Annotated in this window: 20 protein-coding genes and 1 pseudogene; 12 read left to right on the top strand and 9 right to left on the bottom strand. The window is 74.3% G+C overall.

All coding sequences use genetic code 11. The annotated features are described in order from the left end of the window. The first annotated feature begins 213 nt into the window (after nucleotides 1–213). Entirely contained in the window at nucleotides 214–1,086 is an 873-nt protein-coding gene (locus tag XF36_RS10705) for an AfsR/SARP family transcriptional regulator (protein ID WP_060711884.1), read from the top strand. 199 nt (nucleotides 1,087–1,285) lie between these two features. Here XF36_RS10705 and XF36_RS10700 read toward each other — a convergent pair whose 3' ends face one another. Both XF36_RS10700 and fgd read right to left on the bottom strand, forming a co-directional pair. Next, nucleotides 1,286–2,065, bottom strand: coding sequence for an enoyl-CoA hydratase/isomerase family protein (locus XF36_RS10700; protein ID WP_060711883.1), 780 nt, complete (start codon nucleotides 2,063–2,065; stop codon nucleotides 1,286–1,288). Further along, nucleotides 2,062–3,066 (bottom strand): glucose-6-phosphate dehydrogenase (coenzyme-F420), encoded by a 1,005-nt coding sequence (gene fgd / locus XF36_RS10695; RefSeq protein WP_060711882.1) that lies wholly within the window; start codon nucleotides 3,064–3,066, stop codon nucleotides 2,062–2,064. Before fgd ends, XF36_RS10700 begins: the two co-directional genes overlap by 4 nt. Nucleotides 3,067–3,413: 347 nt before the next feature. On the opposite strand from fgd, the gene recQ reads away from it, so the two are divergent. The 5 genes from recQ (at nucleotide 3,414) to XF36_RS10665 (ending at nucleotide 9,162) form a co-directional block, all read left to right on the top strand. Next, entirely contained in the window at nucleotides 3,414–5,240 is a 1,827-nt protein-coding gene (recQ, locus tag XF36_RS10690) for a DNA helicase RecQ (RefSeq protein WP_145981611.1), read from the top strand. Beyond that, nucleotides 5,237–6,007 carry a gamma-glutamyl-gamma-aminobutyrate hydrolase family protein gene (locus tag XF36_RS10685; protein WP_064485408.1) on the top strand — a complete coding sequence of 257 codons (771 nt, stop codon included), beginning with the start codon at nucleotides 5,237–5,239 and terminating at the stop codon, nucleotides 6,005–6,007. The genes recQ and XF36_RS10685 overlap by 4 nt, the downstream gene beginning before the upstream one ends. Before the next feature lie 115 nt (nucleotides 6,008–6,122). After that, complete coding sequence (locus tag XF36_RS10680; RefSeq protein WP_238589211.1) at nucleotides 6,123–6,701, top strand: DinB family protein; 579 nt, start codon at nucleotides 6,123–6,125, stop codon at nucleotides 6,699–6,701. A 629-nt stretch (nucleotides 6,702–7,330) separates the two neighbouring features. Then, entirely contained in the window at nucleotides 7,331–8,038 is a 708-nt protein-coding gene (locus XF36_RS10670) for an alpha/beta hydrolase (protein ID WP_060711879.1), read from the top strand. Between the two features lie 122 nt (nucleotides 8,039–8,160). Beyond that, entirely contained in the window at nucleotides 8,161–9,162 is a 1,002-nt protein-coding gene (locus tag XF36_RS10665) for an IS481 family transposase (protein ID WP_060711878.1), read from the top strand. Here the strand turns inward: XF36_RS10665 and XF36_RS10660 are convergent. After that, nucleotides 9,122–9,469 (bottom strand): annotated as a pseudogene (locus XF36_RS10660) (transposase); the annotation flags it as partial. The gene XF36_RS10665 and the pseudogene XF36_RS10660 overlap by 41 nt on opposite strands. A 436-nt stretch (nucleotides 9,470–9,905) precedes the next feature. Here XF36_RS10660 and XF36_RS10655 point away from each other — a divergent pair. The 4 genes from XF36_RS10655 (at nucleotide 9,906) to XF36_RS10640 (ending at nucleotide 14,503) form a co-directional block, all read left to right on the top strand. Beyond that, the gene (locus XF36_RS10655; protein WP_060711876.1) at nucleotides 9,906–10,673 is read left to right on the top strand and encodes a glycerophosphodiester phosphodiesterase family protein; all 768 of its coding nucleotides are present in this window, start codon (nucleotides 9,906–9,908) and stop codon (nucleotides 10,671–10,673) included. 63 nt (nucleotides 10,674–10,736) lie between these two features. Then, a complete protein-coding gene (locus XF36_RS10650; RefSeq protein WP_060711875.1) occupies nucleotides 10,737–12,062 on the top strand; it encodes an MFS transporter in 1,326 nt (441 codons plus the stop codon). A gap of 240 nt (nucleotides 12,063–12,302) precedes the next feature. Beyond that, nucleotides 12,303–12,644 (top strand): RNA polymerase-binding protein RbpA, encoded by a 342-nt coding sequence (locus tag XF36_RS10645; protein WP_020627709.1) that lies wholly within the window; start codon nucleotides 12,303–12,305, stop codon nucleotides 12,642–12,644. Between the two features lie 104 nt (nucleotides 12,645–12,748). Next, nucleotides 12,749–14,503, top strand: a complete 1,755-nt coding sequence (locus tag XF36_RS10640; RefSeq protein WP_060711874.1) for a DUF885 domain-containing protein — start codon at nucleotides 12,749–12,751, stop codon at nucleotides 14,501–14,503. Nucleotides 14,504–14,531: 28 nt separating this feature from the next. Here the strand turns inward: XF36_RS10640 and XF36_RS10635 are convergent, their stop codons facing one another. From XF36_RS10635 to XF36_RS10615, 5 genes are all read right to left on the bottom strand, one after another. Next, nucleotides 14,532–15,308 carry a polyprenol monophosphomannose synthase gene (locus XF36_RS10635; protein ID WP_020627707.1) on the bottom strand — a complete coding sequence of 259 codons (777 nt, stop codon included), beginning with the start codon at nucleotides 15,306–15,308 and terminating at the stop codon, nucleotides 14,532–14,534. Between the two features lie 230 nt (nucleotides 15,309–15,538). Next, the gene (locus tag XF36_RS10630; RefSeq protein ID WP_060711873.1) at nucleotides 15,539–16,345 is read right to left on the bottom strand and encodes a PIG-L deacetylase family protein; all 807 of its coding nucleotides are present in this window, start codon (nucleotides 16,343–16,345) and stop codon (nucleotides 15,539–15,541) included. A gap of 305 nt (nucleotides 16,346–16,650) precedes the next feature. Then, nucleotides 16,651–16,845 carry a PspC domain-containing protein gene (locus tag XF36_RS10625; protein WP_060714586.1) on the bottom strand — a complete coding sequence of 65 codons (195 nt, stop codon included), beginning with the start codon at nucleotides 16,843–16,845 and terminating at the stop codon, nucleotides 16,651–16,653. 125 nt (nucleotides 16,846–16,970) lie between these two features. Beyond that, on the bottom strand, nucleotides 16,971–18,098 hold the full coding sequence (locus tag XF36_RS10620; protein ID WP_060711872.1) for a M24 family metallopeptidase: 1,128 nt from the start codon (nucleotides 18,096–18,098) through the stop codon (nucleotides 16,971–16,973). Between the two features lie 129 nt (nucleotides 18,099–18,227). Beyond that, nucleotides 18,228–19,082, bottom strand: coding sequence for a GAF and ANTAR domain-containing protein (locus XF36_RS10615; protein WP_060714585.1), 855 nt, complete (start codon nucleotides 19,080–19,082; stop codon nucleotides 18,228–18,230). A gap of 70 nt (nucleotides 19,083–19,152) precedes the next feature. On the opposite strand from XF36_RS10615, the gene XF36_RS10610 reads away from it, so the two are divergent. Together XF36_RS10610 and XF36_RS10605 are read left to right on the top strand one after the other, a co-directional pair. Next, nucleotides 19,153–20,118 (top strand): 5'-3' exonuclease, encoded by a 966-nt coding sequence (locus tag XF36_RS10610; RefSeq protein WP_060711871.1) that lies wholly within the window; start codon nucleotides 19,153–19,155, stop codon nucleotides 20,116–20,118. Further along, entirely contained in the window at nucleotides 20,115–21,464 is a 1,350-nt protein-coding gene (locus tag XF36_RS10605; protein ID WP_202968505.1) for an amidohydrolase, read from the top strand. The genes XF36_RS10610 and XF36_RS10605 overlap by 4 nt, the downstream gene beginning before the upstream one ends. 22 nt (nucleotides 21,465–21,486) lie before the next feature. Here XF36_RS10605 and XF36_RS10600 read toward each other — a convergent pair whose 3' ends face one another. Then, a complete protein-coding gene (locus tag XF36_RS10600; RefSeq protein ID WP_060711870.1) occupies nucleotides 21,487–22,095 on the bottom strand; it encodes a helix-turn-helix domain-containing protein in 609 nt (202 codons plus the stop codon). Between the last annotated feature and the right edge of the window lie 9 nt (nucleotides 22,096–22,104).

The raw sequence follows: 22,104 nt of genomic DNA, 5'->3' as shown, positions 1-22,104 counted from the left end.
TCTCACGATCCGCCCCCACCCGGGTCTCACACCGTGGGCACTGCTGGGCTATCCTCGCAAGCGACGACACCACACGGAGACGCCGCCCGCCGTCCGTGTCGGTGCGGCTCCGTCGTGCCCGCTCCGCGATCCGAGGCCTCCCGCCCGGCGCGCCCCGGCTCTGTGCGGAGCCGACCGCGGGCCGAACGCCACGACCGATCCGGGGAAACGGCCATGTCCGACGACGATCACTGTCGATCCAGTGAGCAGATCACTCCCACCTCCGCCCCGCACGTGCGAGTGCTGGGCTCGTTCGGGCTGCGCGCGGACGACCGCGCCGTCCCGCTGCCGGTCGACTCCCGTCGCCTGGTCGCCTACCTCGCCGTGCACCGGCGTCCGCAGCCGACGGCGGCGCTCGCGGCGACGCTGTGGCCCGGGGTCGGCCCGGTCCCCGCGGCCCGGCTGCTGGACGAGGCCGTCGCCGGCGTCGACGTACCGGGGCTGCTCGACGCGGACCACCTCGGGCGGCTGCAGCTCGCCGACGACGTGGTCGTCGACCTCACCGAGGCCATGCTGCTGATCCGCGGGCTGTCCGCGCCCAGCATGCTGCGCACGGTGCGCGAGATCGGCGCCCCGGAGACCACGCTGCTGGAGTCCGACATCCTCCCGTCGTGGACCGCGCCGTGGATCGCCGTGGAGCGCGAGCGGTTCCGCCAGCTGCGCCTGTCCGCGTGCGAGGGGCTGGCCGGCACGCTCACCGCCGCCGACCGGCACGACGACGCCGTCGCCGTCGCGCGCCGGGCCGTCGCCACCGCCCCGAGCCGCGAGCGGTCGCGTCGCGCGCTGGTCGAGGCGCTGCTCGCCGGCGGGCACGTCGCCGACGCCCTCGCCGAGTACGAGGAGTTCCAGCGGCTGCTGCGCAACAGCGTCGGCGCCACCCCGGACTCCGAGCTGGACCGCCTGCTCGCCCCGCTCGACCCGGGCTGGCCGCTCGGCCCGGGTCTGCACCGCCCGACGCAGCGCCTCACCGTGGGCATGCCCGGCATCTCCCGCGGCCCGCAGCGGTCGCGCCGGGTCGTCGCGGGGAGCCCGGCCAGCGCGCGCTGAGCGACCGCACCGCGACACACGCCAGGACACACGTCAGGACAGACATGGAGGGGCGCGACCGGTCGGTCGCGCCCCTCCGTCGTGTCCGGGTCCGTCCTGGTCGAGATGCGTCGTGGACGAGGTGTGCCCGGACGAGGTGTGCCCGGACGAGGTGTGCCCGGACGAGGTGTGCCCGGACGAGGTCGCCGGCAGAACGGGCTCAGTGGAACTGCGGGCGACGCTTCTCGCCGAACGCGGCGAGCCCCTCGGCCCCCTCCGGGCCCGCGGCACAGGTCGCGATGGAGTCCGCCTCCGCCGCCAGCTGTTCGGCGAGCCCCCGGTCCCAGCCGTCGGCCAGGAGCCCGCGGATGCGGCCCAGCGCTGCCGTCGGGCCCTGGGCGAGCCGGTGCGCGACTGCGGCGGCCTCGTCGGCGACACGGTCGTCGTCGACGACCGAGGCGAGCAGTCCCAGCTCGACCAGCGTCTCCGCCTCCAGGACCTCGTCGGTGAGCAGGACCCGCCGCGCCCGCGCGGCGCCGATCAACCGCGGCAGCGTCCAGGTCATCCCGCCGTCCGGGGAGAACCCGATGCCCGGGTAGGCCGGGCGCATCCGGGTCGAGGTCCCGCCGACGGCGAGGTCGCACGCCAGCGCGATGCTCATGCCCGCACCGGCCGCCCAGCCGGCGACCGCGGCGACCGTCGGCACTGGGCTCGCCGCCAGCGGGCGCAGCATCGAGTGGAAGGTGTCGGCGAGGGAGTGCACGTAGGCGTAGCGGTCCTCCGCACCGGCGAAGGCACGCACGTCACCCCCGGTGCAGAAGTTCTCGCCGTCGCCGTGCACCAGGACCGCACCGGTCTCGGCCGGGTCGAGCGCCAGCAGCGCCTCGGCGACCTCGGCCACCGCGGGGCCGTCGAGGGTGCCGTGGCGGCCGGTGGAGATGCGGCAGCGCAGCACGCGCCCCTCGCGGGTGAGGGCCGGTGCGCTCGTCGCGGCGCTCACGCGAGCGCCCGCAGCTTCGGCGCGACGTCGGTCGTGAACTGCTCCAGGAACCGGCGCTGGTCGTGCCCCGGGCCGTGGACGACGAGGTGGTTCAGGCCCGCGTCGAGGTAGGGCTTGATCTGCGCGACGGCCTCGTCCGGGTCGGAGGCGACGATCCAGCGCTTCACGACCTGCTCGATCGGCAGCTCGTCGGCGAGGCGCTCCATCTCCCGGGAGGAGTCGACGGCGTTCTTCTGCTCCGGGGTGAGCGACAGCGGCGCCCAGAACCGGGTGTTCTCCCGGGCGGCGTCGGGGTCGCGGTCGTAGCTGATCTTGATCTCGATCATGCGGTCGATGCCCGAGGCGTCACGGTCGGCCTTCTCCGCGCCCTCCTCGACAGCCGGGATCAGCTTGTCGGTGTAGAGTTCCATGCCCTTGCCCGAGGTGCAGATGAACCCGTCGCCGAAGCGGCCGGCGAACCGCGCCACCATCGGACCGCCCGCGGCGACGTAGATCGGCACCGGCTGCTCGGGCCGGTCGTAGATCATCGCGTCGACGAAGGTGTAGTACTCGCCCTCGGTGCTGACCGACTCCTCGGTCCACAGCGCGCGCATCATCTTCACGGCCTCGCGCAGCCGGGCGAAGCGCTCCTTGAACTCCGGCCACTCCCGCCCGGAGACGGCGATCTCGTTGAGCGCCTCACCGGTGCCGACGCCGAGCGCGACCCGGTTGCCGGTGAGCAGCGCCATCGTCGCGAACTCCTGGGCGAGCACCGCGGGGTTGTAGCGGAACGTGGGGGTGAGCACCGAGGTGCCGATCTGCACCCGCTTCGTGCGCTCCCCCACCGCCGCCATCCAGGGCAGCGCGGCCGGGGCGTGGCCGCCCTCGTGCCGCCAGGGCAGGAAGTGGTCCGACGCCCAGACGCTGTCGAGCCCCAGCTCCTCGGCGAGCACCGCGTACTCGACGAGGTCGCGGGGGCCGAACTGCTCGGCCGACGCCTTGTACCCGATCTTCAGATCCACGGGTCCGTCCTTCTCACGTGATCGCGCGGCGTCCGGTCTGCGGGGCGCCGTTGGTCCTGCAGGTCTTGCTACACCCCGGGAGCGTCCGGCGCAGCACCGCGGCGCCCACGACACACGGGCGGTGACCGGGACCACGCGTCGGACGCGGTGCCCGGTGCCGCGACGTGAGTGCCGGGCGGGGCGCGGCGGGCGGGGCTCGTACGATCGACGACGTGTTCGACGCCTCCGCCCCGGACGAGATCCCGCTCCCGCCCGAGCTCGAGGAGGACTACGGGTACGAGCCCCCACCCGAGGATGCCTGGGCCGCCGCACCCGCACCGGCCCGTGAGCTGCCCGTCCCCGAGCGGGTGCACAGCAGCGACCCGCACGAGATCCTGCGCCGGGTCTTCGGCTACGACGCGTTCCGCGGCGAGCAGCAGGCGATCGTGGAGCAGGTCGTCGGCGGCGGCGACGCGCTGGTGCTCATGCCGACCGGTGGCGGCAAGTCGCTGTGCTACCAGGTCCCGGCGCTGGCCCGGCCCGGGACCGGTGTGGTCGTCTCCCCGCTGATCGCGCTGATGCAGGACCAGGTCGACGCGCTGCGCGCGCTGGGGGTGCGGGCCGGGTTCCTGAACTCCACCCAGGACGCCGACGAGCGCCGCCTCACCGAGCAGGAGTTCCTCGCCGGGGAGCTGGACCTGCTCTACCTCGCCCCCGAGCGGCTGCGGGTCGAGTCCACCGTCCGGCTGCTGGAGCGCGGCCGCATCGCGCTGTTCGCGATCGACGAGGCGCACTGCGTCGCGCAGTGGGGGCACGACTTCCGGCCGGACTACCTGCTGCTCTCCGAGCTGCCGAAGCGCTGGCCGGACGTGCCGCGGATCGCGCTGACCGCGACCGCGACCGACGCGACCCGCACCGAGATCGCCCAGCGCCTGGAGCTGACCGATGCGCGCCGCTTCGTGGCGAGCTTCGACCGGCCCAACATCCAGTACCGGATCGTCGCGAAGAACGAGCCGCGCCGCCAGCTGCTGGAGCTGCTGCGCACCGAGCACGCCGGGGACGCGGGCATCGTCTACTGCCTCTCGCGGCGCAAGGTCGAGGAGACCGCGGAGTTCCTCACCGCGCAGGGCATCCGGGCGCTGCCCTACCACGCGGGGCTCGACGCGTCGGTGCGCCGGGAGAACCAGTCCCGGTTCCTGCTCGAGGACGGCCTGGTCATGTGCGCGACGATCGCGTTCGGGATGGGCATCGACAAGCCCGACGTGCGGTTCGTCGCGCACCTGGACCTGCCCAAGTCCGTGGAGGGCTACTACCAGGAGACCGGCCGCGCCGGGCGCGACGGCGAGCCGTCCACGGCGTGGCTGGCCTACGGGCTCGCCGACGTCGTCCAGCAGCGGAAGATGATCGACGACGGCGAGGGCGACGCCGCGCACAAGCGGCGCCTCGCCCAGCACCTCGACGCGATGCTCGCGCTGTGCGAGACGACCGAGTGCCGCCGGGCCCAGCTGCTGCGCTACTTCGGGCAGAAGCCGGCGTCGGAGCGGTGCGGGAACTGCGACACCTGCCTGACACCGGTGTCCTCGTGGGACGGCACGGTAGCGGCGCAGAAGGTGCTGTCGACGGTGTGGCGGCTGAAGAAGGAGCGCAACCAGGAGTTCGGTGCCGGGCAGGTCGTCGACATCCTGCTGGGCAAGCACACCCCGAAGGTCGACCAGCACAGCCACGACGAGCTGTCGGTGTTCGGGATCGGGACCGAGCTGAGCGACGTCGCCTGGCGCAACGTGCTGCGCCAGCTGGTCGCGCGGGGGCTGCTGACCGTCGGCGGGAACTACTCCACCCTGCGGTTCACCGACGAGTCCCCGGCCGCGATGCGCGGTGAGCAGAAGGTCATGCTGCGCACCGAGCCGGAGCGCACCGCACGGGCGTCGCGGTCGCGGGGCGGGTCGAAGCCGGCCGTGGAGATGCCGGACGAGGTCGCGCCGGTGTTCGAGCGGCTGCGGGCCTGGCGGGCGGCAACGGCGAAGGAGCAGGGCGTCCCGGCCTACGTGATCTTCCACGACGCGACGCTGCGCGAGATCGCGACACGGTCCCCCGCCGACCGGGCCGCGCTCGGCACGATCTCCGGGATCGGCGAGGGCAAGCTCGCCCGCTACGGCGACCAGGTGATCGACGTGCTGCACGGGGCCGGCTCGTGACGCGCCCGCTGATCGGCATCAGCTGCTACAGCGAGCGGGCCGACTACTGGATCATGCGCGACGACGACGTCGTGCTGGTCCCCCGCACCTACGTCGACATGGTGCTGGCCGCGGGCGGGGTCCCGGTGCTGCTCGCCCCGGTGAACGGCGCAGAGGAGGCCGTGGACGCCCTCGACGGGCTGCTCCTCACCGGCGGCCAGGACGTCGACCCGGCCCGTTACGGGCAGGTGGCCGGCGCGCACACCGACACACCGCGCGCCGGGCGCGACGCCGCCGACGTGGCGGCGCTGCACCGGGCGCTCGGCCGCGGGATCCCGGTGCTGGGGGTGTGCCGCGGGCTACAGCTGCTCAACGTGGCGCTCGGCGGGACGCTGCACCAGCACCTGCCCGACGTGGTCGGTGCACAGGTCGCCGGAGCGCACTCGGCCGGGCCGGGGCTGTACGCCCCGGTGCCGGTGCTGACCGAACCGGGGACCCGGACCGCGGAGATCCTGGGTCCGGGCCCGGTGACGGTGCGCTGTCACCACCACCAGGGGGTGGACCGGGTCGCCCCCGGGCTTCAGGTGTCCGCCCGCGCCGGGGACGTCGTCGAGGCGCTGGAGTGGAGCGACCCGACCGGCCCCGGCGGCACGGACGCGCCCTGGGTGGTCGGTGTCCAGTCCCATCCCGAGCGCGACGCCGAGGACCTGCGCCTGGCCCGCGCCCTGGTCGCCGCCGCCACCCGGGCCCGCAGCCGCACCTTCCGCCCGGTCCGCCTCGCCGGCTGACCCCGATCCACACCCCCTGTCCGGTGTCCACCCCCGCCACGACGGGTGTGCCTACCGGACAGGGGGTGTGGACGCGGGCAGCGGGTGTCCGCGATCGGGGCCAGGCTGTGGGGTCATGACGGAGATGGGGACGACGACGGGTGTCGACTGGAACTCCGAGCTGCTCGCTCAGCTGACGTTCCACTGGGAGACCGCACTGCGCCCGCGGCTGGCCGGGCTCACCGACGACGAGTACCACTGGGAGCCGGTACCCGGCTGCTGGGGCGTGCGCCGCCGCGGGGAGTCGGTGACCCCGCCGGGGGCCGGACCGGGCGACTGGGTGATCGACTTCGCCTTCCCGGCGCCGGAGCCGCCCCCGGTCACGACGATCGCCTGGCGGATCGCGCACGTGGTCGTGGGGGTGTTCGCGTTGCGGTCGCACTCCCACTTCGGCGGCCCGGCAGTCGACTTCGACTCCTACGACTACCCCGGCACCGCGGCCGCGGCCCTGGACGCCCTGGACACCGAGTACGCCCGGTGGACCGCCGGGGTCGCCGCGCTCGGCTCCGACGGCCTGGCCCGGCCGTGCGGACCGGCCGAGGGGCCCTACGCCGACGCGCCGCTCGCGACGCTGGTGCTGCACATCCACCGCGAGGTCCTGCACCACGGGGCCGAGATCGCGCTGCTGCGGGACCTCTACCGCGCCCACGCCTGAGCAGCCCGCCGAGCGGAGCGCCTACTCTGTTGCACAACGACATCCGGCGGGGCGACGGACGACGGGGGCCCGCAGCGGGACAGGACACGGACACGGGGCGGACGACGGCAGGGCCGGCCACACGGTCGGGTCCTCGACGCGCGGGAACGGTGCTGCTCGCCGTGCTGCTCGGTCTGCTGGCCGTCCTCGTGCTGGTCTGGACGTCCTCGCACAGGCGCTCGCGCTGGCCCCGGTCGGCTGGTGGGGGCCGCTGCTGCAGGACGTGACGTCGCAGGGGCTGGTGCTCGTGCTCGGGTCACTGCGCGACGGCCTCGGCGTGTGGAACGTCGTCCTCGCCCTGGTCGGGGTAGCGGCCGCCGCCGGGGTACGGGCGCTGTCGCGGCGCCGCCGGGCCGGCTCGGTGCTGATCGGCCTCACCGTGGCCGCCACGCTGGTGGCCGCAGGCACCTACACGGCGCTCGTGGTGAGCGTCGCCCGCGACGGCGGCGGGCTGCACCCGTTCCTGCCGGTCTCGCCCGTCCCGGTCGCCGCACCCGGGCCGGACCGCACCGTCGAGTTCGGTGCTCCGGGCGGGACCCCGCTGCTCGCGGACCTCTACCTGCCCCCGGCCCGGCGACGGTCCCGCGCCGGTGCTGGTGCGGGTGCACGGCGGCGGCTTCGTGCAGGGTTCGCGCGGCCCGTCGCCGTACAACCGGTTCCTCGCCGACAACGGGTACGCCGTCGTCGACGTCGACCACCGGCTCGCGACCGAGGAGCTGCACAACTGGGACACCCAGGTCGGCGACGTCGGCTGCGCGCTCACCTGGGTCGGCACCGCCGGCCCAGGGCTCGGGCTGGACACCTCGCGGGTCGCGATCTTCGGCGAGTCGGCGGGCGGCAACCTCGCGGTCAACGCCGCCTACCTCGACCGCGCCGGGGCCCTGGCCCCGACCTGCGGTGACCGCGCCGCGCTGCCCCGGGTGCGGGCGGTGGCCGGGACGTACCCGGCGGTCGACCTGACCGCCACCGAGCCGTTCTCCGCGATCGGGCGCCAGGTCGGGACGGCCTACATCGGCGGGTCGCCGGAGCAGTTCCCGCAGCGCTACGCGTTCACCGACTCGATCACCCATGCCCGGCCCGACTCGCCGCCGACGCTGGTCGTGCAGGGCTCGGCGGAGCACCTCGTCCCGGCGGCGCCGCGCTTCACCGCCGCGATCGCCGATCTCGGCATCCCCACCCGCTACCTGCAGCTCCCCGGCCTCGAGCACGGCGCCGGGGACGGGCTCGGCACCGTCACCCCGGGCACCGAGCTGCAGCGCGCGGCGCTGCTGTCCTGGTTCGACCGCTGGGTGCGCTAGGTGTACCCGGCCAGGAGGTTGGTGACGGTGGCCGACGGCGTGGCTGCTTGAACGGGGAAGGCCCTTCGGGCGAGGTGGGAGGTGTCTGAAGCCGTCCATCTCGCCACGAAGGGCCTTCCACCGTGCACGCTAACGCTCGCCTGACCCTGCATGGGCGTCGACTGCTCGTCGCGCGAGTCCGCGACCATGGCCGCCCGCAGTCCCACGTCGCCCGCGAGCTCGGGGTCTCCCGCCAGTGCGTGTCCCGGTGGGTCACCCGCTACGACCGGGAAGGAGATCCCGGTCTGCGCGACCGGTCCTCCCGCCCACACCACAGCCCGACCCGTCACAGCGCCGACACCGAACAGGCGGTCCTGGCCGCGCGGCGTGAGCAGCGCTGCGGTCCGGCCGCGATCGCGGCCACCACCGGAGTCGCGGCGCGCTCGGTATCGCGGATCCTGGCCCGCCACGGCGTGGCTCGGCTGGCGGCCTGTGATCCCATCACCGGCGCCCCGATCCGCGCCACCCGCGCCTCAGCCCACCGCTACGAACACGCCGCACCCGGTGAGCTGGTCCATGTTGATGTGAAGAAACTCGGCCGGATCCCCGACGGCGGGGGCTGGCGGATCCACGGCCGCGGCCCCCGTCCGGGCGCGACCCGCCGCATCGGGTTCGACTACGTCCACGCCATGGTCGACGACCACTCCCGCTTCGCCTACGCCGAGGTCCTGCCCGATGAGAAGGGCGCCACCTGCGCCGGTTTCGTTCAGCGCGCCGCGGCCGCGTTCGCCGCAGCCGGCATCGGCCGCATCGAGCGTGTGATCACCGACAACGCCCGCAACTACCGCGGCTGCCGGGTATTCGCCGAGGCCGTGACCGGTCTCGGAGCACGCCAGAAGTTCATCCGGCCGCACTGCCCGTGGATCAACGGCAAGGTGGAGAGGTTCAACCGGACCCTGGCCATCGAATGGGCCTACCGGCGTCCCTACGCCACCAACGACGACCGCACACTGGCACTCAGCGCCTGGCTCGAGTACTACAACCAGCGACGCCCTCACACCGCTTGCGGGGCCTGTCTCGTGATCGGTGTTTCGGCGTCGTTGCTCAGTAGGTCTCGGCTCCCGGCCAGCGGTCACCGAACGTGATGGCGAACGCGTTGATCACGGGCTTCCAACGCATCGTCCACCTCGTGCGGCCCGTCCCGGTCGGGTCCAGGCTGCGAGTCACAAGATACAAGCATTTCATCGCAGCCTGCTCAGTGGGGAAATGACCACGCGCCCGCACCGCGCGCCGGTAGCGGGCGTTAAGCGATTCGATCGCATTCGTAGAGCAGATCACCCTTCGAATCTCGACGTCGTAGTCCAAGAACGGCACGAACTCTTCCCACGCGTTGCGCCATAGCCGGATCATCGCCGCGTACTTACGGCCCCATTTCTCGTCGAGCTCATCCATTGTCGGCATGCGGTTCCCCCATGATCGGCGGCGGTTGCCAGTGGACCCAGGTGATCACATAGCCGCGGGTCGCTATAGGTTTCCTGCGTTAGATGCAGGATTCCACGGTGAGGCGGTGGCTGGGTGGACGGCGTGCCGGGGTTCGTGCCGCGGGTGCTGCACGATGAGGAAGTCGGGCTGTTCCGGGCCGAGGACCGTGTGTTCGAGGCGATGGTCGACGGGTAGTTTCGCTCCGCACCTTCTGCGTTTTACTACTCCCCAGGAGGATCCCTACCGGTGGCGCGTAAGCCGCGCCGCCACGTACGCAGCGTCTCGTGTCACGCCATGGACCGTCGCAGACAAGAAGGTGCGCTGATTCTCCAGGCCCATGAATGCTAGGCCAGGGTTTCGTGCTCCCCCGTGGTGGGGTGATCGGGCAGGTGCCAGGCTGACCGCCGTGCACCACCCGTACCTCGACGGTCCGCACCCACGCGCCTACGCCCACCGCGGTTGGCACGTCGGGGAGCTCGCGGGTTGCGAGAACACCCTCGCCGCGTTCACCGCCGCGGCCGACCACGGTCTGCGCTACGTCGAGATGGACGTGCACGCCAGTGCCGACGGCGTGCCGTTCGTGCACCACGACCCGACGCTGGACCGCACCACCGACGGCACCGGCCGGATCGACGCGCGCCCCGCCGCGGAGCTCGACACCGTGCGGGTCACCGGGGCACAGCGCACCGAGCCGCTGCCGCGGCTGGCCGGGGTGCTCGCCGCGCTGCCCGGGGTACGGGTGACGATCGAGCTGAAGTCGGCCGAGGTCGTCGCGCCGACCCTGGCGGTGCTCGACGCCGCCGACGCCTGGGACCGGGTGTGCCTGGGCTCGTTCTCCGCCCGGTGGCTGAACGTCGCCCGGACGCTGGCCGGGGCGCGGCTGTGCACGTCGATGGGGCAGGCCGAAGTGGTCGCGCTGCGGGCCCGCGCGTGGGGTGTCCCCGGCCGGCTGCTGCCGTCGCCGGCGGGGGCGTTCGCGCAGGTGCCGCCGGCGTTCGGGCCGATCCCGGTGGCCTCGGACCGCCGGTTCGTCGAGGCGGCGCACCGGGCGGGGCACGAGGTGCACGTGTGGACGGTGGACGAGCCCGATGAGATGCGACGGCTGCTGGCCCTCGGGGTGGACGGGCTGCTGTCCGACCGGCCGGACCGGCTGCTCGACGTCGTCGGGAGCTGACCGGGTGGGCGTCTGCGTAGATGATCGGAGGCCGGGTCCCGCGGGCGTCGATACGCTCGCGCCGTGACCGCCTCGACCGTCCCGACCGCAGAGCCGGCCCCGCCCCGCCGATCCCGGGTGTGGGCCTGGGGGCTGTGGGACTGGGGTTCGTCGGGGTTCCAGCACATCGCGCTGACCTTCGTGTTCTCGGTGTACCTGACCGACGCGGTCGGGGCGGACCTGCCCGGCCCGGTCAGCGCGAACAGCTGGCTGGCCTGGTCGACGGCCGCGGCCGGGGTGCTGATCGCGCTGATGGCGCCGGTGATCGGGCAGAGCGCTGACCGGACGGGCCGGCGGGTGCGCGCGACCGGGCTGTGGACGGCACTGGTCGTGCTCTGCATGGCCGGGATGTTCGCCGTCCGCGACGACTGGTCCTACCTGTGGCTGGGTCTGCTGCTGCTGGCCCTGGCATCGATCTTCGTCGAGCTGGCGTACGTGTCCTACTACGCGCTGATGGCGCAGGTGTCGACGCCGGCGACGGTCGGGCGGGTGTCGGGATTCGGCTGGTCACTGGGCTACATCGGCGGGATCGTGCTGCTGCTCGCGGCGTACGTGTTCCTGCTGTCCGGCGACGGCGGGCTGCTCGGCGTCCCCACCACCGACGGCCTCGACGTGCGGATCGCGGTGCTGGTGGCGGCGGTGTGGTTCGCGGTGTTCGCCGCGCCGATGCTCCTCCTGCTGCCCGAGACACCGCCGGCGACGCCGGACGCGCCGAAGCTGGGCGTCGTCGGCTCGTACCGCAGGCTCGTGGCCGACCTACGCGAGCTGTACCGGACGAGCCCGCACACCGTGTACTTCCTCGGGGCGAGCGCGCTGTACCGGGACGGCCTCAACGCGGTGTTCGCCTTCGGCGGGGTCCTCGCCGTCACCGTGTACGGCCTGGAGCCGGGACAGGTGCTGATCTTCGGAGTGGCGATCAACGTGGTCGCGGCGCTGGGCTGCGTGGTGGGCGGCCGGCTGGACGACCGGCTGGGGCCCAAGGCCGTCGTCGTGGGGTCGCTGGCCGGCAGCGTCGCGGTGGGCGTGGTCCTGCTGTTCGTGTCCGGTCCGACCATGTTCTGGATCTTCGGGCTGGTGCTGGGGCTGTTCGTGGGGCCGGCGCAGGCGTCGTCGCGGTCGTACCTGCTGCGGGTCAGCCCGGCGCAGCAGGAGGGCCAGCTGTTCGGCCTGTACGCGACGACCGGGCGCGCGGTGTCGTTCCTGGCGCCGGCGCTGATCGGGGTGTTCACCTACGCGTTCGGCTCGGACCGGGCCGGGACGGTCGGGATCGTGCTGGTCCTGGCGGCGGGACTGGTCGCGCTGCTGCCGGTGCGCTCCCCCGACCGTGCACCGGTCCGGTCCGCCGTGTGAACACTCGTCGACGTCGACGTGAGCACCATCACACATGGCTGACACGTCACATCAGAGTGTGTAGATGGCGGCGATAGGGAACACTGGTCAATCGGGCGCAGAGCGGGTTACCGCGAGGTAACTCGAGCGGTCCGTTCTGCCCTGCCGCCGGAATATTCTAGCTCTACGCACGTTACACCCGGTGGCGGAGACGTAACCGTCGAGGTGCTCCCTCGACATCGCGCTACAGGAGGGTGACGCATGGCCGACCGCGTTCTGCGTGGCAGCCGGCTCGGGGCTGTCAGCTACGAGACGGACCGCAACCACGACCTGGCGCCGCGGCAGATGGTCCGTTATGTGTCCGAGTCCGGCTACGAGTTCCAGGTGCCGTTCGCGAACGACGCCGAGGCTCCCGCGACGTGGGAGTCCCCGCAGGGCGGCGTCGGTCGTCGGGTGGACGGGACCGAGCCGGAGCAGAAGAAGCAGAAGCCGCCGCGTACGCACTGGGACATGCTGCTCGAGCGCCGGTCGATCGCCGAGCTCGAGGAGCTGCTCGACGAGCGCCTGGAGCTGCTGCGCGAGCGGCGCGCCGAGATCGCCTGATCCCGGCCGCGCCACAGGCACACCGGACCATCGCCCCGGTGACCATGGAGCCCGGACCCCTCAGGGGGTCCGGGCTCCATGGCGTCCGGGCATGATGACCGGCGATGAACGACACGCAGACCGGGACCGACCGCACCGCACGCCCCAGCCGGGCGGTCCGGGACCTCGCCGACGACCACGTACGGCGCCTCACCGAGCTCGACCCGATCCTCGCCGGTGAGCTCGGCGGTACCGCGCGGCAGGACGAGCTGCCCGACCTCTCCCCCGACGGCACCGCCGCGCTCGTCGCCGTCTGCCGGGAGACCCTGGACCGGCTGGACGCCACCACGGGCGCACGGGAGCCGACCGACCCGGACGAGCGTCGCTGCGCGCGGCTGCTGGGCGAACGTCTCGGCGCCCAGCTCGACCACCTGACCTCCGGGGAGCCGCTGCGCGCGGTGCAGGAGCTCTTCGGCCCGCTGGCGACCCTGCGGACCGCGTTCACCCTCATGCCCGTCGACGGCGACGAGGACTGGGCCACCGTCGCCGCGCGGATGACGCGGGTCCCCGAGGCGCTCGCCGGGTACCGCGCGTCGCTGGCGGAGGGATGCCGACGCGGGCTGTTCGCCGCGCCGCGCCAGGTCGTGCGGGTCACCGAGCAGATCGACGCCTGGAACCGCGACGCGGGCGGCCGCGGCTGGTTCGCCGCGTTCGCCGCGGACGCCTCCGTCGGTGACGCCGTGCGCGCCGAACTGGACCGGGGTGCCCAGCAGGCGACGACCGCGCTCGGCGAGCTGCGGGACTGGCTGGCCGCGGAGTACCTGACCGCCGCGGCGGGGACCCCGGACGGCGTGGGCCCCGACCGGTACCGGATCGCGAACCGGTTCTGGAACGGCGCCGACATCGACACCACCGAGGCCTACGAGTGGGGCTGGTCGGAGTTCCACCGGATCCGTGCGGAGATGGCCGTCGAGGCCGCGCGGATCGTGCCCGGCGGCAGCGTGCGCGAGGCGATGGAGCTCCTGGAGACCGACGGGGGCACGACCGGGGTCGTCGTCGGTGGGGAGGCCGCCCGGGCGCACCTGCAGAAGATCATGGACGAGACGATCGCGGAGCTCGACGGCGTCCACTTCGACCTGTCCGGCCGGCTGCGGGAGGTCGAGTCCCGGCTGGCGCCCGCGGGGAGTGCGACGGCGCCGTACTACACACCGCCGGCGCTGGACTTCTCCCGTCCGGGCCGCACCTGGCTGCCCCGGAGCGAGGACGACCGTTACCCGCTGTGGAACCTGATCAGCACCTGGTACCACGAGGGCGTCCCGGGGCACCACCTGCAGCTGGCGTCGTGGGCGGTGCGCAGCCGGGAGCTGTCGACGTTCCAGACGTCGCTGGTGGGCGCGGTGAGCGCGGACGTGGAGGGCTGGGCGCTCTACGCCGAGCTGCTGATGGACGAGCTGGGCCACCACGCCGACCCGGGCTCGCGGCTGGGCTACCTCAACGCGCAGATGCTGCGCGCGGTGCGCGTGGTGATCGACCTGGGGATGCACCTGTCGCTGCCGATCCCCGACGACTCCCCGGTCGGGCCCGGCCTGCGATGGACCCCGGAGCTGGGGCGGGAGTTCTTCGGGCGGCACGTCGGCGGCGGGGACGCGATGGCCGACTCGGAGCTGCTGCGTTACCTCGGCGGGCCGGCCCAGGCGATCGGCTACAAGCTCGGTGAGCGGGCCTGGCTGACCGGGCGGGAGCGGGCGCGGGCCGCGCACGCCGCGCGCGGCGAGGAGTTCGACCTGTCCGCGTGGCACGCCGCCGCGCTCGCGCAGGGCACCCTGGGTCTCGACGACCTGGTGCCGGAGCTGGCGGCCCTGCCGGCAGCGCGCGCCTGACGGCGCACCGGGGCGCGCCGCGTGCGGCTCAGCCGTGTGTGGCGCCCTCGGTGACCGGGCCCGCGGGGTGCTGGGGGACGTCGCGGCCGAGCCGGTGCGACAGGCCCCAGCAGGTGACCCGCCACAGCGCCTCGGCGACGATGCCGCCGCTCATCTTGGAGGCGCCGCGCTCGCGCTCGGTGAAGGTGATCGGGACCTCGCGGACCCGGAACCCGGCCTGCAGCGCCCGCCAGGCCATGTCGACCTGGAAGCAGTAGCCCTGCGAGGCGACCGAGTCCAGCTGCAGCTGCTCGAGCACCGTGCGCCGGTAGACCCGGTAGCCGCCGGTGATGTCGCGCAGCGGGACACCGAGCGCGAGGCGGGAGTAGAGGTTGCCGCCGCGGGAGAGGACCTCGCGGTGCCAGGGCCAGTTCACGACGCGCCCGCCGGGCACGTAGCGGGAGCCGAGGACGACGTCGGCGTCGGCCAGGGCCGCGAGCAGCGCGGGGAGGTCCTCGGGGGCGTGCGAGCCGTCGGCGTCCATCTCGACGACGACCTGGTGCTCGCCGGTCAGCGCGTGCCGGAAGCCGTCGAGGTAGGCGGCGCCGAGGCCGTCCTTGCCGGAGCGGTGCAGGACGCTGATCCGCTCGTCGGCGGCGGCGAGGGAGTCGGCGAGCTCGCCGGTGCCGTCGGGGCTGGCGTCGTCGACGACGAGGACGTCGGCGTCGGGCAGCGTGGCGTGCAGCCGCGCGACGGCGGGACCGAGGTTCTCCCGCTCGTCGTAGGTGGGAACCACGACCAGGACCGGGCCCGGCGGTTCGACCATGCTCGTCCTCTCCCCCGCCCGATCGGTGTCGACCGGACGACCCTACCCGTACGGACCGCACCTGTTCGGTCACCGCTCGTCGTGCTGTGGCCGAGCGCGGTCGTGCGGACAGCGTAGTGGAGCGGTGCGATCGCCCGACGCGGTGGCTTCTGCCACGGAACCGGACAGGGGATCGCACCCGGCCCCGGGCCCGGTCGGTGCCGGGGCAGGGACGGGGACGGGGACGGCGGTCAGCGCGTCCCGGAGAGCAAGTGGGCGTTGCCCAGCGCCTCCAGGACACCGCCGCCGACCCGGCCGCCGGTGTTCTCCCCGGCGAGGAACCACTCGTAGCCGTAGGTGGCGGCGAAGCTCTCCTCGTCGACCGATTCGGGGGCGATCTGGCTGGCGTGGGCGAGCATCGCGGCGCGCTTGGCGGCGAGCTCGGCACGCCCGCCCCCGACGGCGACGGTGATCTCGGCGGTGACCCGGCCGTAGCCGACGCCCGCGGCGTGCGCGGCGCCGTGGACGAGGTGCCGGTCGCGCGCGGCCAGCGCCAGGTGCTCGCGGTCGACGGTCATCCGGTAGCCGTGGGCGCCGGTGAGCGAGCAGGCGATGGCGCCCGCGGCGTGTGCGGCGCGGTGGTCGGGGTGGCCGTAGATGCCGGCGTCGTCGTCGTGCAGGACGGTGCCGGCGCCCTCGGCGTCGACGATCTCGGCGACGGCGCGGCCGAGCGCGACCGGGTCGGCACCGGCGAGGGCCTGCGGGTGGCGCAGACCCTCGCCACCGGGCAGGCCGGAGTCGCGGTGCCCGAGCAGCACCAGCCGGTGCACGCCGAGCAGCGCTGCGGCGTCGGCGAGCTCGCGGCGGCGGCGGTCGGGGACGGTCTCGCCGGGCTCCAGCGGGAGCCGGGAGCCACCGAGGTCACCGCCGGTGGCCATGACGAGCACGACGCGGGCGCCGGCGTCGGCGAGCCGGCGCAGGGTCAGGCCGGTGAAGATCGACTCGTCGTCGGGGTGGGCGTGGAGGGCCAGGACGGTCTGGCCGGAGAGGGTGTGCACCTGGTGATCGCTTCGCGTGCGGGGCCGGGATGGCCGGTACGGACGTCGGTCCGGAGCGGGTCGGTACCCGGGCGGCGGGAGCGGTCCACGGACGGTGAGCCGGGACGGCGGTGTCAGCCGCGCGGGGACGGACCCCGACGACAGCGACACGCGGCGACACGCACGGGGCGCGCGGCGGCGGTGGCGGTCGTCGGGTCGATCACGCGGGAGATGATGGCAGGGCCGCCGTCGCGGGTCCACACCGGGTCCCGCGACGGCGCTCACAGCGCTCGGTCAGAGCTCGGTCAGCCCTCGATCGGCGCTGGTCAGACCGTGCTCTTCGGCATGATCAGCCAGAGCGCGAGGTAGATGACGAACTGCGGGCCGGGCAGCAGGCAGGACAACACGAACAGGAACCGCACGGTGTTGCGGCCCAGCCCGAAGCGGTCGCCCAGCCCGGCGCACACCCCGGCGATCACCTTCCCGTTGCGAGGACGGACGAGGCGCTGGGACACGGGCATGTTCACGGGTGCTCCTTGGTGGTGCGGATCGGACCTCCCCCACCTTGGCACCACCGGGCCCCGGCGCGCTCGGGGAACACCCCGACGGTGACCCCGAACGCACCCGGAGACCCCGCAGGACGGCGCTACAGAACGACGAGGTCGCGGGCGGTGGTGTTGAGCCGCTCCACGCCGTCGGCGGTGACGACGACGATGTCCTCGATCCGGGCGCCCCACCTGCCGGGCTGGTAGATGCCGGGCTCGACGGAGAAGGTCATGCCCTCGGCGAGGACGAGGTCGTTGCCGTCGACGATGTAGGGCTCCTCGTGCACGTCGAGCCCGATGCCGTGCCCGGTGCGGTGGATGAAGTGCTCACCGTGCCCGGCGGCGGCGATGTGTTCGCGGGCGGCCCGGTCGATGTCGGCCGCGGTGGCGCCGGGCCGGACGGCGGCGACGGCGCGCTCCTGGGCCTCCTGCAGCACCGCGTAGGTCTCCTTGACCTCCGCGCCGGGCTCGCCGCCGACGGCGTAGGTGCGGGTGCAGTCGGAGTTGTAGCCGCCGGGGAGCGGACCACCGATGTCGATGACGACGACGTCGCCGGCCTCGATCACGCGGTCGGAGACGTCGTGGTGTGGGCTGGCGCCGTTGGGGCCGGAGCCGACGATGACGAACGCGGCCTCGGTGTGGCCCTCGGCGACGATCGCGGCGGAGATGTCCGCGCCGACCTCGGCCTCGGTGCGGCCGGGGCGCAGGAACTCGCCCATCCGACGGTGCACCCGGTCGATGGCGGCGCCTGCCTCGCGCAGGCGGTCGATCTCGGCCGGGTCCTTGCGCATGCGCAGCTCGCGCAGCACGGTGCCGCCGAGGTACTGCGGGACGTCGGGGAACGCGTGACGCAGGCCGAGGACGTGGCGGGCGGGCATGTCGTCGTCGACCGACATCCGGGTGGGGCCGCCGGCGAGGTCGCTGACCAGCAGGTACGGGTCCTCCCCGTCGGTCCAGGTGACCAGGTCGATGCCGAGGGCCTCCAGCGGCACACCCGCGAACCCCGGCGCCTCCAGCGACGGGACGACGAGCGCGGGCGGCGCCCGGTGCCCGGCGGCCGGGACGATCAGACAGGTGAGGCGCTCGTGCGAGGACCCGTCGAACCCGGTCAGGTAGCGCAGGTCGGTTCCCGGGGTCAGGAACAGCACGTCGGAGCCCTGCTCGGCGGCGTGCCCACCGGCACGGCGCAGCCGGTCGGCGAACAGCTCGGTGGGGACGGCATTGGTCATGACCGTGAGCGTAGGCGGGCACGGGGAGTACACGACCGCCACCCGGAGCACCGCGGCGTGGGCCGGGCGGCGGCCGGAGCGCGGCCGGACGCGCTGCGTGACCGGACGCCTGCAGAGCCGGTCGGCGGGTCAGTCGGTGTCGAGCGCGGTGGGGTGCGCGGTGACGGTCCCGGCGAGCTCGACGAGCTTGACGTTCAAGTCCTGGGACGTGCGGCGGAGCACGTCGAAGGCCTCGTCGGTGGTGAGTCCGCGGCGCGCCATCAGGATGCCCTTGGCCTGGCCGATCACGTCGCGCGAGACGATGGCCTGGCGCAGCTGGGTCTCCTGGAGCGCGGAGCTGGACACGGCGACGCAGGTGGCCAGGGCCAGCGACGCGTGCGTGGCGAGCAGCATGAGGCGGTCGCGGTCCTCCGGGGTGAACGCGTGCCGCTCGGTGGCGTAGACGTTGAGCGCGCCGGGCAGCCGCGGCGGCTCGGCGTTGGGGATGAGCGAGACCGCCAGCACCGAGTGGTAGCCGTGCCCGACGGCGGCACGGGCGAAGTCGGTCCAGCGGGTCTCGGCGGTGAGGTCGTCGGAGAAGGCCAGCGCGGGGCCGTCCGCACGCGCGGCCTCGACACAGGGTCCGAGGCCACTGGCGTACTGGGCCTCGTCGATCGAGGAGGCGGCGGGGTCGGTCTCGACGGGGGTGTGGAAGCGGCCGTCCTCGTCGCGGAGGGTGACGCTGACCATGTCCGCGCCGGGCACGACCCGGCGGACCGCCGCGACGATCCGGGCGAGGACGTCGGCGACCGAGCCGGAGGCGAGCAGGGCGGTGGTGAGGGCGGTGAACTCGCGGGCGAGCGGACCGGTCTCGGCGAGGGCGACCTCGGCGGGCCCGCCGCGCTGCTCGGCGGCCACGAAGAGGGCGCGCTCGGCGCTCCAGTCCTCGTCTCCCGCGGCGGCCGCCGCAGGTCCGCTGCTCGTAGTGGTTCCGCTGTTCTCCACGAGCACATTCTGCACGGTCCGGACGGGTCCGCCGCCCACCCGGGTACGGCGACGGTGCCAGACTCTCGGCATGAGTGAGCGCCCGCTGATGCTGCTGGACTCCGCGAGCATGTACTTCCGCGCCTATTTCGGCGTCCCGGAGAGCGTCACCGCACCGGACGGGACGCCGGTGAACGCGGTCCGCGGGTTCACCGACATGATCGCGCGGCTGGTCACCGAGCACCGCCCGGCGCGGCTGGTGGCCTGCCTGGACCTGGACTGGCGGCCGGCGTTCCGGGTGGCGGCGCTGCCGTCGTACAAGGCGCACCGGGTGGAGGCGGGCCGGGCCGGGGACGAGGTCCCGGCCGGGGTGCCCGAGGAGGTGCCGGACACGCTCGCCCCGCAGGTGCCGCTGATCATGGAGGTTCTGGCGGCGGCCGGGATCGCGACCGGCGGGGCCGCGGGCTGCGAGGCCGACGACGTGATCGGGACCCTGGCCCACCGCGAGGCCGTCGACCCGGTGCTGGGGGTGTCCGGGGACCGGGACCTCATGCAGATCGTGCGCGACGCCCCGCCGGTGCGGTTGCTCTACATCGGCCGCGGGCTGAACAAGGCCGAGAACCTGGGCCCGGACGACGTCGCGGCGAAGTTCGGGGTGCCCCGGGAGCGGGCGGGTGCCGCCTACGCGGAGATGGCGATGCTGCGCGGGGACCCCTCCGATGGGCTCCCCGGCGTGCCCGGGGTCGGCGCGAAGACCGCGGCGACGCTCGTGGGCCGGTTCGGCTCGTGGGCGGAGCTGCTGGCCGCCGTCGGCGACGGCGACCCCCGGATCGGCGCCGGGCCGCGGGCGAAGCTGGCGGCGGCGCGGGACTACCTCGACGTCGTCGAGCCGGTGGTGCGGGTGCGGACCGACGCCGAGGTGGACCTCAGCCGCGACGACGCGCTCCCGGTGGCGTTCGCCGACCCGGACCGGCTCGACGAGCTGGCGGTGCGGTGGGGTCTGGAGTCCTCGGTGGGGCGGCTGCGCAAGGCCCTCGACGCGGCGGCAGCGTCGTGACCCGCCACGACCAGGACGACGACCACTGCCTGCCGGTCCCGCCGTCGTCGGCGTACGACGAGGCGGTGGCCCGGGAGACCGCGGTGCGCGCGGCGGCGGCCGAGCCGATCACCTCCCCGTACGACGGCGCCCCGGCCGCGGTGCGCGAGGCGGTGGCGTCCGCGGTCGACGGGCCGCGGGACGAGCTGCTGGCGCTGTCGCACGACCTGCACGCCCACCCCGAGACCGCGTTCTCCGAGCACCGCTCCGTCGCCGCGGTGGCCGCGCTGCTGGCCGGGCACGGGATCGACGCGGCCGTCGGCGTGCACGGACTGGACACGGCGCTGCGGGCGACCCTCGGCTCCGGGGAGGGCCCGACGGTCGCGGTGCTCGCCGAGTACGACGCGCTGCCCGGCATCGGGCACGCCTGCGGGCACAACGTGATCTGCGCGGCCGCGGTGGGGGCGTTCCTGGCGCTCGCGCGGGTGCTCGCGGCGCACCCGGTGGGCGGCACCGTGGTGCTGCTCGGGACGCCGGCCGAGGAGGGCGGCGGCGGGAAGGAGACGATGGCCCGCGACGGCGCCTTCGACGGCGTCGACGCCGCGGTGATGCTGCACCCGTTCGCCCACGACATCGCCGACCACCCGTTCCTGGGGCGCCGGCAGCTCGAGGCGACCTACCACGGGGTGGCCGCGCACGCCTCGGCCCAGCCGCACCGCGGCTGCAACGCCCTGGACGCCGTCGTGATGGGGTACCAGGGGATCGCGATGCTGCGCCAGCACATCCCCGACGGGGACCGGGTGCACGGCGTCGTCGTCGACGGCGGGCAGGCACCCAACGTCGTCCCGGAGCGGGCCGCGGCGCGCTACTACCTGCGCTCGCAGCACCCGGAGACGCTGCGGGACCTGACCGCCCGGGTGGAGGCGATCGTGGTCGCGGCGGCGGCGATGACCGGCTGCGGTCACACCCTGGACTGGGACCCGCGCCCGCCGTACCTGCCGATCCGGCACAACCGGACCCTCGCCGCGCGCTGGGCGGTGGCCCAGGCCGGGCGGGGGCGCACGGTGTACCCGCGCGGGGTAGTGCCGGAGTCCGAGACCGGGTCGACCGACCTGGGCAACGTCTCGCTGCGGGTGCCCTCGATCCACCCGATGATCGCGATCGCCGAGCCGGGCACCGCGCTGCACACCACCGGGTTCGCCGAGGCCGCGGCGGGCGCGGCCGGGGACCGCGCGGTCCTCGACGGAGCCGCCGGGCTGGCGACGGTGGTGGCCGACCTGCTGCACGACGCGGCGCTGCGTGAGGCGGTCGCGGCGGAGTTCGCCGAGGCGGGCGGCCCGGTGGACGTGCCCACGTTCTTCGAGTGAGGCCGTTCTCCTCGGGTGGGGCTCAGTCGCCGGTACTGCCGAGACGGCGGTCGCGGGGCGCCGCGCGGGTGTGGATCTTCTCGCCCTGCGGCCCGAACAGGCTGAGCAGCTCGACGGCGCGGTCGCGGTCGCGGTCGGCCGAGCCGAAGCAGTGCGGGACGTGGGTGTCGAACTCGGCGGCCTCCCCCGGGCCGAGCACGACGTCGTGCCCGCCGAGGACCAGGCGCAGCCTGCCGTCGAGGACGTAGAGCCACTCGTAGCCCTCGTGCACCCGCGGGTCGGGCTCGTCGCCGCGGAACGGGATGACCATCTTGAACGCCTGCAGCCCACCGGGCCGCTCGGTCAGCGGCACGACGGTCATCCCGTTGGCCCGGCGCGGCCGCAGCCGAACCCTCGGGTCGCCGACCGGTGGGGCCGCGACGAGCTCGTCGAGCGGCACCTGGTGGGCGGCCGCGATCGGCAGCAGCAGCTCCAGGGTCGGGCGGCGCCCGCCGGACTCGAGCCGGGACAGCGTGCTCACCGAGATGCCGGTGGCCTCCGACAGGTCGGCCAGGGTCATGCCGTGCGCGGTGCGCAGCCCGGCCAGCCGGGGGCCGACGCCTGCCAGGGTGTCCGCGATCGCCTCGTCCACCCCGGCAGC

Origin of the sequence: Pseudonocardia sp. HH130629-09 (genome assembly GCF_001294645.1) — a bacterium.
Lineage (GTDB): Bacteria > Actinomycetota > Actinomycetes > Mycobacteriales > Pseudonocardiaceae > Pseudonocardia.
The sequence above is the reverse complement of the archived record's forward strand: the minus strand, read 5'-3'. Positions and strand labels throughout refer to the sequence as shown.